The 10,990-nt window shown below is 33.2% G+C and carries 5 protein-coding genes; all 5 read right to left on the reverse strand.

Annotation, left to right across the window (positions count from 1 at the left end; translation table 11 throughout):
• Positions 1–126 precede the first annotated feature (126 nt).
• On the reverse strand, positions 127–1,698 hold the full coding sequence (locus tag PSI22_RS20055) for a hypothetical protein (RefSeq protein ID WP_273581276.1): 1,572 nt from the start codon (positions 1,696–1,698) through the stop codon (positions 127–129).
• A gap of 6 nt (positions 1,699–1,704) precedes the next feature.
• Positions 1,705–3,099 carry a hypothetical protein gene (locus PSI22_RS20060; RefSeq protein WP_273581277.1) on the reverse strand — a complete coding sequence of 465 codons (1,395 nt, stop codon included), beginning with the start codon at positions 3,097–3,099 and terminating at the stop codon, positions 1,705–1,707.
• A gap of 66 nt (positions 3,100–3,165) precedes the next feature.
• Positions 3,166–4,668, reverse strand: coding sequence for a hypothetical protein (locus tag PSI22_RS20065; RefSeq protein ID WP_273581278.1), 1,503 nt, complete (start codon positions 4,666–4,668; stop codon positions 3,166–3,168).
• Between the two features lie 247 nt (positions 4,669–4,915).
• A complete protein-coding gene (locus PSI22_RS20070) occupies positions 4,916–6,892 on the reverse strand; it encodes a hypothetical protein (RefSeq protein ID WP_273581279.1) in 1,977 nt (658 codons plus the stop codon).
• A 360-nt stretch (positions 6,893–7,252) separates the two neighbouring features.
• Complete coding sequence (locus PSI22_RS20075; protein WP_273581280.1) at positions 7,253–10,771, reverse strand: inverse autotransporter beta domain-containing protein; 3,519 nt, start codon at positions 10,769–10,771, stop codon at positions 7,253–7,255.
• Positions 10,772–10,990 lie beyond the last annotated feature (219 nt).

The raw sequence follows: 10,990 nt of genomic DNA on the forward strand, positions 1-10,990 counted from the left end.
GCTACTTTCACGATATAAGTTTTCATGGCGAGCTACCTGAGAAAAATAGGCTTAATTGCTCATTCTATTGCCGACTGAATAGAGTGCCCCACACTTTTTTATGCTCTCAAATTATATTAATAAAACTTAGTGATTAGTACTAGAATCCCTATCTTTTCCCATTTTAGCATCAGCAATAATCTCTGTAATATACCAATGATCTTTACTTTGGCTTTGCCTCAAAAAATATTGATTTTCACCAATGGAAAATGGAATTAAATATTGATAACTCGTATCCCATGGAGCTTCGTGTTCGATAACACGCTCAGGAATACCCTTACTATATATGTAAGAAATAAACCAATAATTATCATAGAATCTCTGACCAGCGTAATAATACTTTCCTTTAATAAAACATGGGAACTGAGGATAGTAATAATATTCCCACGTATCAGAATATGCAATATTACCTATGGTTCCATTTTTGTTAAACTCAAATGTATAAATATTTCTAGTAGCCTCTGTGTGACAGTATATATATTTCTTACCTTCCGTTGAAAAAAAGAATATAGCTCCGTAAAAATTATCCCAGTTATGTTGATATATAGGTTTACGATTCATTTTCCCTTTCGTAAAAATTTCGTAAGATATAACAGGCCATCCATTTTCTTTGCCATGAAGTAAGATAAACTGCCTTCCCCCAATATTATATGCAAACCCAACATCATAACTAACATCAAAATATCCACTATCTATTATTTCTTTCTGTCCTTTTTCATCCAACTTTGCAATCATCCAAAATGATTTATCTGTACTTTGTGGTGCATTAATAAAGTCCTTGGCTAAACCAAAAACATATTGCTCATTCTCAATAACAAATGGGAACATCAAGTCATAATAATTTACCCACTTTTGCCCGGTCGAAGTTTGCTCTCCCTGTTTCCCGTCAGCAAGCAATTTATGTACAGTGACCAAATGATCGCATTGGCGCTGGCGTAAAAGGTATTGATGATTATTAATAGAATAAGTAAAAATAGTTCTAATATATATTTCGTCACTGGGGGGATGGGCATCACAATCCAGGTTACGCTGGAAATGAATTTGTTCCGTATTATGAGATATTTTATTACCACTCAATTGGCCTGCCAGTGTGACAGTCTCACCACTATTATTTGCGTTATAAAATTCAAAACTCACATTACCTAACGGATCAGTATTGATAGAAGTGGTCTGGGTTATCTTATTTTGCTCAAAAGAAGCAGAGCCTGTCACAGTTAAATCCAACTGGCGGTTTTTGAGGTCAAGCCCGGTTCCCATTCCCGTCAGAATCGCATTAACTTTATTACTCTGCTTACCATCTGCCATTGCATAGTCACCAGTAACATTAAAGTTAAGCTGATAGTCTGTTGTTATTAGATGGTAAGGTAATATGCCAATCTGCTTATTATTCTCCCTAAGGGAAACAGTCAGCTGACCATTGCCACCTGTAATTGGACCTACAACCAAGACAGATGTTTCTCCAGTGCCGCCAATCTTGCCAGAAAGTCTTTTTTTACCTGTATCTTCACCATTAACAACAAAACTACCGACTGAGCATTCAAAAACAACCTCTAATCCAGGTAATGACTCCGAATATTCATAAGCTAATATATGAATATTAACCGCCGATCTATCTTGAAATACTTCATATGATGGAGTGAAGTTTACTGAAATAGCCATATTATTTTACTCAAATGTTAGCGGATCGACAAAAACGATAGTGTTATTAATTTGTTCCATCGAAATACCACTACCACTGGCATTAATAGAAAAATTAGCCCTAAATGCTTTATTTGAAGTTAATTTATAACTTAAAAATTTATTAGCAACAGGATTATTTATTGGTATAGAATTCTTAACGACATCATCAATTATTATATCTGGCGTATCAAACTTCACATTAATAGTCTCAATTCCAGTTATTAGCGGTTCAATAAAAAGGAAACATTGGCACGTTCCATCTGCAACACCATAAGAGCTATAAGTATATTTAATTTCTTCACTTGAGGATAATAACCAAACCGAAAAATTCAAACAAACTTTATAAGCATTAACAGGATTTAGATAGTTAAGAGTTAGAACACTATTTTTAGTAATATCTTTACTATAAATATTCAGATATCCCACTCCATTGTTATTTATTTCCCCCAGTGGGGTTCTATTAGAACCATCACTAAAGTAAGCATTCGATACTTGTGAAATAATTGGATTGCTATTTAATCCTGTATACACTACGGCTGTTAAAAAAGGTTTTATATCAGGAGAATCACTACTAGTACCAATATTTTGAGTCAATTGTACTTTGACATTAACATTATCTAAATCGTTATAAATAGAAATTTGAGATAAAGAGGATGTTATCTTAATATCAGAATTATAAAAACTATCCACAATAGATTTAGCCTCTACAAAATTCATTCCATCCCCATCCCCATCCCCATCCCCATCCGTGCTTATTGTATAATCAGCATAGCCTTGATTTATCTGATCTTGGAGCAATATTTTGTCAGATTTCAAAGTATTTATTGGGCTATTTTCTTCATCTAAAATCTTTAATGTAATAGTGATGGTATTCCCAGCCGTAAAACCTTTAAAGTTTGCACGAACCCGTATTCCTCTTTCACGAGAAATACTACTTAAATATAATTTACGATTTTTAATATCAGTAAACGTTACTTCATTATCTGAAGTATTCATAGAAGCACCCTCTATAATATTAACATTTGAAATTGGTGAAATATATTTATTATCATTTGAATTTGTCACTGTATATACTGCTTCGTATAATCCATATGTATGAAAATCACTTACATTAAAAATCACAGCATAATAATCATAGTCGTTATCTAAAACATCTGGCGTTACACAGTAAGTAATGCTTTTTATTTTAACCTTTGAATTATTTTTTAGATAGAGTTCACCATCTATACTATCTAATAGCTCTACTCCATCATATTTATTCACTTTCATTACTAAATATTTAATTCCCATTGCTTTAACTTCAATGATATTAATGACGTTATGCGAATCACTTTGAGGGAATTCAGGTTTAGATAAAACGATGTTATTTTTTATATTCATACATCACCATTTTAAACATACTTTTAATGTAATTTAAATTATACATACATGCCTAATGACTTTATTCTAACCTGTAACGATATGACCATACCAAATACCACCATACGTTACATCCCTATCATTATCATCACCAACCTGATAATCAAAATAGATCTCCCCGTCATGGAAAGGAAATGCCAAATGACCATTTAATAATTTATAAGGTATATTAAATTTCAATACCGCTGTTTTTCCACCTTCATTATCTCGATGATATGGCATTATGCAATTAAAAAGTTGTGTGACTGTGTTGTTGCTAGAATTAATATATAAATTTAAAGTAACTTTTGATCCAAGTTTTACTTTAGTATTATCACTATTATCATTGGTTCCTGTTATTGTAACAAACAAGCCAGCATCACCTGGGTTTTTTGCATGGTTAGATATTTTTTGATTGTTTATACTACCATCCTGCTCTATAACGTCATTAAAGCTAGTGTAAACCTTACAGGGTTCATATATTCTATCAACATCTGTCCATGGTTTATTTGGCCTTCCTCTGTAAGTAACATCTACAGGATAGGATTTAGCTATAATATCTCCATTCCCTCTTATTACAATATAAGAAAGATGCGATAATTTATTTTTCTCAAGAATAAAGTAAGGTGATTTAATTAAGCATTGATTGTCTTCACTTACATCAAATGCTCTGACGTAATACTTGTATTCACCATTAACATTGAATAATAAAAAATCATCAACATCATAAGCTGTACATGGTGTTGTATCTAGCCAAAATTTACTTTCTCCTTTCGATGTTAAATTACCATCAATAGCAGTAACCGCTTCAGGTTCTTGTCGATTATATTTCTTATCATCAAAAATGATGAAAACAGTACTATGAGAAACAGCAAAATCGGATGGAATTCTTATAGTTGAAGACAAGTCAATAACTAATGCCAGTGGTTTAATCGGAGAAATATAAAATTCCACCTGGCCTTTATCACCTGAGTTTATAGAAAAACCAGAATAAAGAGAAAGGTTTTTAATATTTATTTTCTTTCTTACATCATTAGCATAAATGTATACTTCTTCTAGCTGATTAAATGCTCTACTCTTTATAAATATGGGAATTCCTGATAATGGATTCCCATATTTATCTTTGATAATGGTATGTATTTTAGTTGATACAGTACCTATTTGAGAATGATCATATGATGTTGGCACTGATAAAAAAGCATTATCAACGATTAACCTCAATGATTCAGGATAAACTTCTTTTGCAATATATTGCATTTTTTTTTGCTGAACACCACTCAATGATGTTTTTACACTAAAATGAATCTCCTCATTTTCTGCTATCGAATTAGTTACGGTAAGCGTCACTGTTGCCGTGGCTTTTTTATTGTCACTTTCCAAATTTACGGAAATATCTCCAATTGGTACAGAAATGTTTTTATTATTAAAAAATGAAATTGTTGAACTGCTATCTATAGCCTCATCAGAGGATAATATTACTGTAAATAAAAAAGTTTGCCCTATGATTAAATTTCCCGTTTCTGGCTGTGAAAAAGTCATAACATTAGACATATGTTTATTCCTCTTATAAGTTTCATATTTTTAATTATCTATGCTATCGAAAAAATCTCCTTACCACAGTGAGTTAATTCAATATTTGATATTGTATATAAAATAAAAATATAATTAATTTCCAAATTCGCCCTTACCCCTCGATATATGAGGAGTAAGGGACTTTATTGCTTTCAGTTATTCGTTATAAAAAAATACCATTTTTTACCACCTTATAAAATTACATCACGCATGCTTTCTCTTTCAATTAATCAGAGCCAGAAAGTGGTTCAGTACCAATATATCCATTCCAAACAGCACTATACTGAATAACCTCATCTTTAAAGAACTGATAATCAAAACTGATATTACCTCTCCACTTAACACTAACAATATCATCATACGGAATATTAAAGAAAATAGAGTCTTTATTACCAGGGCCGCTTATGTCTGCAAAATTAATCGGTTTGGTATAAGATTTAGTGAAATTTTTATTATCTGAGTTAATATACATATTCAGAGTAATATCTTTTATATTTAATGGAACTGGATTTAATTTTGGATCAGTATCGTTAGGTTGAAAACGTACTATTTCAATAAATAATCCATCATACTTATGATTAGGATATTTCTTGATATTTTCATAACCAATATCATTATCAGCTGGTATAAAAACATCAGGATCAACACCAGTACTGGGATGAACTATGCAAAGCTCATAACTTCTCTTAACTCCTTGTTCGGGTACATATGATGCTCCTCCTAAATAAGTTACTGGTAATGTGTCAGAGTATAAAGCTGCTCCATCTGGCTTAACAACAGTATAAGAAAGTTCCGATGGTATAGACTGTTCAAAAATCGTATAAGGAAGTTTCATACTATACTGATCTAACTGTGTTTGAGGATCACTAATCAACTCCGTATAGCCAGTAAATTGAGGAGGTTTATTAGAGTTTAATTTATTAACAAAAAATAAAACCGTATCATCTTTTGATATTCTAGGATCACCACTAACGGATGCCAGAAAATATGGTAATGTCGAATCTGCACGTATACCAGCAGTACTATAACCAGAAATATCAGGCATACCTATAGAATCAAAAAAAGTAGGCTTAATATAGTTCACTGCATAGATTACCTGCTTAGCTTCACGTCTAATATCTGCCGTATAACTTACAATATAGCTCCATAAATTAATAACACTTACCAGTGCTGTTTGAGGATAGAGATAGAACTTTACTAAACCATCATTTTTAGAAGCGATAATTAATCCTTTAGTATTACCTTCTTTCTCAAGAATTATAGGAGTGTTCCCATCTCCATCCTTAAATTTAAATTCTTCTATTTGATTATGCTTTTGTGATGTAATAAATATAGGTGTCCCCGCCAATGGTTTCTGTGTATTTCTATTCTTTAAATACGTATATATTGCCGTAGGATTTTGTTGATCACTTTCTGATGACATTTGCAGAAAAGGGTTCTCAACAAAAAGCGCCAGTGAATCCATATCAATTTCGTTTGCTGTGCCATTGAATGGAACAGAACCAAAATTACCTTCAGCCGTCGACGCATCAGTATGGATTACAAATGTAATAGCATCACCATCATGTACAGGTGGTCCACCTAACACATTATCAAGTACGGTAAAACTTAACTGCGCAGATGCTTTATTACCAACTTTGCTATAAAGCTGAATAGGCTTAGTAGTATCTTGATCAAACTTTATATTGGAACTGATTTTTTTTATGGTTATAATGCCGTTTGGAAGAATAAGTTTATCTGAGTTTAATTCTACAAAAAAACTCACTTTCTGACCTATAACTAAATCGGCATTTTTATTAATTGTGATATCTATTGTATTGCTACTTACTGGCTTAACTTTAATTTTACCATTGTACGTGTGCGGCATGTTTGGAAATATAGTTTCATCCGATTTCGCATCAGTATTTATTGTAAATGAAATAGAATCATTATTATTTACATCCGCCCCTACTCCTCCTATTTTAGCAAGCACCGTAAAACTAAATTCGGCAGTTGCGGTAAAATTTCCACTTTCATTTTTATATACAAGTGGAACTTTGGGGTTATCAAATTTTATATTTTGAACGTAGCCATTTTCTACTATTATATACTTGCTATTATCAATAGATTTATTCGATGTTAATATTACTGAAAATGTCACTTTCTGGCCCACCTCTAATTCATTAGCCAGTGGTGAAATTTTCGTACTAGTAATAGCTGCCATTTTATTACCTCGTATTATTATTACGATTAATAGATTATATTAACTACATTACATTAAAAAAAATTCACTACAGAAATAGTTTTAAAAATAAACTTACTATAAAAAATAATTTTAACATTGCCTGCTATGTAACCATTTCAACTCTGATCCCCAGCATAACCATAAAAAATAAAAAACCAATCAAAAAAAAATTATCAGGTGATAACTTTTTTTTATCACGATAGTTTATTATTTTTTTACTATCCCTTTTTATCTCTATACTAACCCAACTTCAAGATGTGAGGCATCTATCCCCGTGAAATGGGGATAGACAATGCTTCATATAGTTTTATGGTAACTTGGTGTTTGAATGGTGTAGTCTTAATTTTTCCCTGAGTTTGACAAGTGCTGGTAACAAAAAATAACTCCCTCTGACTGTTGATCGAAAGTATTATTTTTAGAATCATAAACCCTAAATGATTTACTACTAACAGAACTGGTATTTTTTACTATAATAGTAGCTTTTTCAGCGTCACTGCCAGTAACATATTCGAATAGCCCCCAATCGTATAAACTGTACTTTTCTCTCCGTTCAGTTTCTCCCCATTCATTATGTATAGAGTAAGGATTAGTAGGATCAGATGCTTCCTTATCTGAATATAAACCTTGTATTCCTCCCATTGTGTTAACCCCACAATCAATATTACTCTCATTTACACTTACGTAGCCTTTTTGATTATTAGCTGATGAAACACTCTTAATATCTATTTTATATTTATATAATTGAATTTCGCCACTTTGCATTGTTACGTTTGAATATATTTCTACAATCCCCATAGCTCTAAATTGAATTGGGCCGTGATCTTTGTCACCAAAAGTTAATGTAGCACCTCCATATGGAGCCTCGGCCTCATTAAATTTCAGACTATAAATAATTTCAGAAACGTCTGGATCGTCATGAAAAGATTTAGGGTTTTTAGGTGCTCTTAACTCCCCTCGTAAAGATTTAAACACATTACTTGGACGATTCAAGTTGTCTTTGTTATCAAAATATTTATATACTTTTTTATTATTTTCATTATAAACATATAATAGCGCTGTTTTGGCTATCGGAGTGAATTCAACTCCTGTCGTTGTCGTAAACTCCTCATTAGTATTCTTCGCTCCGGAAACTTTTAATGTCATATTAACGTTTTTAATTCCGACCGAACTTTTTAACGTCGCATATAAATATCCTTTATCATCCGTTGTATACACATCCTTATTTGTTGGTGAATAAAGTTCAGGAGAAGGAAGTTTTTCTGATTCTATTTTGTTATGATCGTGCGTCCAACTAATATCTTTAGGTTCGAATTTTCTACCCGCTATTATTTTGGTATTATCTTTATAATCAACAATCTTTGCTCTATATTGATATTTTGAATTACCATTGCCCAATAATGGGCTGGCCGGATTAAAATTAATCACTTCAATACTGCCAATCTTAAAATCCTGCACAAAATTCATCAGCTCAGAACATATATCTGAGGCAGAATCTCTACCTTCAATATTAATACACGCTTTAACCTGTTCATTATTAGCTTGATTGCCGCTAATATGAGCTTCCAATTTACCCTTGGAATCTACAGATTGGGGAATACCCGGTGATGGTTTGGAAGTCACGCCGGAGGCATTATTACCATTTTCAAGTTTCAGATTCATCCATACGAACTTAATGTCCTTCTCTTTATTCTCTGTATTCCCCGTATATACTTTACCGCCTTTTTTGCGCAAGACGGTTGCTCTCACGGTATAGTGTTCCACCCCATCCCCATCAATTGTACTTTTCGACAGCGGATCTAGGGTGATTTCTGGCCAACTAAAATTAATTTTATTTGATTTGCCAAGCAGTTCATTAGCCGGTTGACCATCAACAGAGGCTATAACTACAAGACCTGAAAGCTCAGTAGAGCTAGTTAAGGTTGCCGTTGCTTCCCCATCGGCATTAGTTTGCTCGATAACAGGTACCGGTTGAAGTTTATTGTGTCCTTCCACTTCCCAATTGACTTTTTTTCCTATGATATAGTCATCTTTACCTTTAGCACCCGTTACTATTGCCGTACATATATAGGATTCGTTCACTAATACCGGAGTTTCACCCTGAGCCTGGCAATTCACCTCAATTTTTTCAGATTTATCTGGTGCGGGCTTAACAGGATCAAAATTCACTTCACCTATTTCTTGTTTTGGCGCACCATCCAACTGTATATACACTTTGACTTTATCATGCTGGTTTTTGTTTTTACTGACTAAAATGTTAGATATTAGTTTCCCGTTTTCATCGATTAATTCACCTTTTTCATTTGTTTGAGCTGGTTTATTATTCCATGCAAAACTTAATTCAGATTCATCACCTAAAGAGGATTCCACTATCCAGCGCACATTATCAATTTTGCCATTTTTAACAATTTTTCCTTTAATCACACCTTGATAAGTAATAGCTAGATCAGTAAATTTATAGCCATTTTTTTCCTCACCTGTTGATTCTGGAGATTTAGGTGGAATAACTTTTACTTTTCCATCAATCAAAAAAGGTAAAACTTTTATTGGCATATGTGTATTTTTAATTCTTTCCTGATTATCTGTGATGGATATATCGAGGATGTAATCCTGTTTATGAGCTTCTTGATAGCTAGGAAGTGTAACCGTAATGTCTTTTCCTGAATCAGAAGAAAATTTTCCGTTATATTGCTCAAATGCCTTATCCGCCACTTTCCAACTAGTCTGTTTAATATTTTTGTGAGATCGGACGGGAATGCTGATCTTTATTTCCTGATGCCCATAGCCAAGAATTGGTTCGACGGCGAGTAGTTCTATTTCCTCTATTTTTTTATGTTCCAAAACAATATTATTATTTCGCTCTACCAAATCATAGCGGCTGCCTGCTAATGTCCGCATTGAAGCGACATTATTATGATCTAGTTGAGTGCTGATTGGTGTACCAAATCTATAATTCAGATTCGCTAAAAATTGGGTTTCAGTACGACCGCTCTCCCCCTGTTTGTAATCCACTCCTATTGTAAAAAGCGGAATTGGAGTATAGGTCAAACCAATTTTTGCCAGACTCGGATTTTTCTGTTTGGTATCACGATTAAATAAAGTGACACTATCACCAAAATATTTTTCATAACTTAATTTGGCACCCAGATTAGGGTAGAAAGGCAGGTAAAACTCGCTATTAATATCATAGCCATTAGCAGGGCGCTCGTAGTAATAATCGAAATTACGTGAGTTTTGCCAGTCACTTAAGCGGTGATAAGCATTGGCTGAGAGTTTAATATAATCTCCCCATATTTCACTTCCCAAGCCTATACGCCTGTTTTTACCGGTAATATCATAGTCATAAAATGTATTCAGCCCATACATCCAATTCCGATAAAAATAACGCCCGCCTAAGCCGATATTCATCGTATTTCTACTGTCTTTATTGCGATAACCTAATTGGGAAAAGAACAGCCAATCGGCTTTGTTATCATACAATGGCAATAAGAAATCAAGTGAGTGGTTTTTCAGTTTCCAGTCCCTGTCTAAGCCAAAATTAATGCTTACTGTACCAAACTGTGATAACCATTTTTGTGTTTCTGATAATAGGGTGCTGTTAAGTTTACCCAACGCATAAGAAGTTGCTTGCGTCTTAAGTTCTGAAGGAGAAGAAGATAATACCTGACTCATGGTTTGGAGATTATTGACAATAAAATTCTGCGCATCAAATTCTGGGGTATCCTGAGTTTCTTTTGAATATGGGTGCGATGTCTCATGTCTTATATCACCTTTGGCTAAAGCGCTCGTTATTGTAGAAGGTATCAGCAAGGCATAAATGAAAATAAAAATCCCAATGATTTTTTTCGCAAATGATGGCATAGATAAACACCTCAGAAAAATTTATATCAACGGATAACTATCATTATTTTCATACCGCTTTAACATACTCATTGGTTAATATTAGTAAAAAATTTTAAATTTGTATTACTGGAGAGTATAAAAAAGTGTGGGGCACTCTGTTCAGTCGGCAATAGAATGAGCAATTAAGCCTATTTTTCTCAGGTAGCTCGCCATGAAAACTTATATCGTGAAAGTAGC

The sequence above is a fragment of the Xenorhabdus aichiensis genome (genome assembly GCF_028598775.1).
Lineage (GTDB): Bacteria > Pseudomonadota > Gammaproteobacteria > Enterobacterales > Enterobacteriaceae > Xenorhabdus > Xenorhabdus bovienii.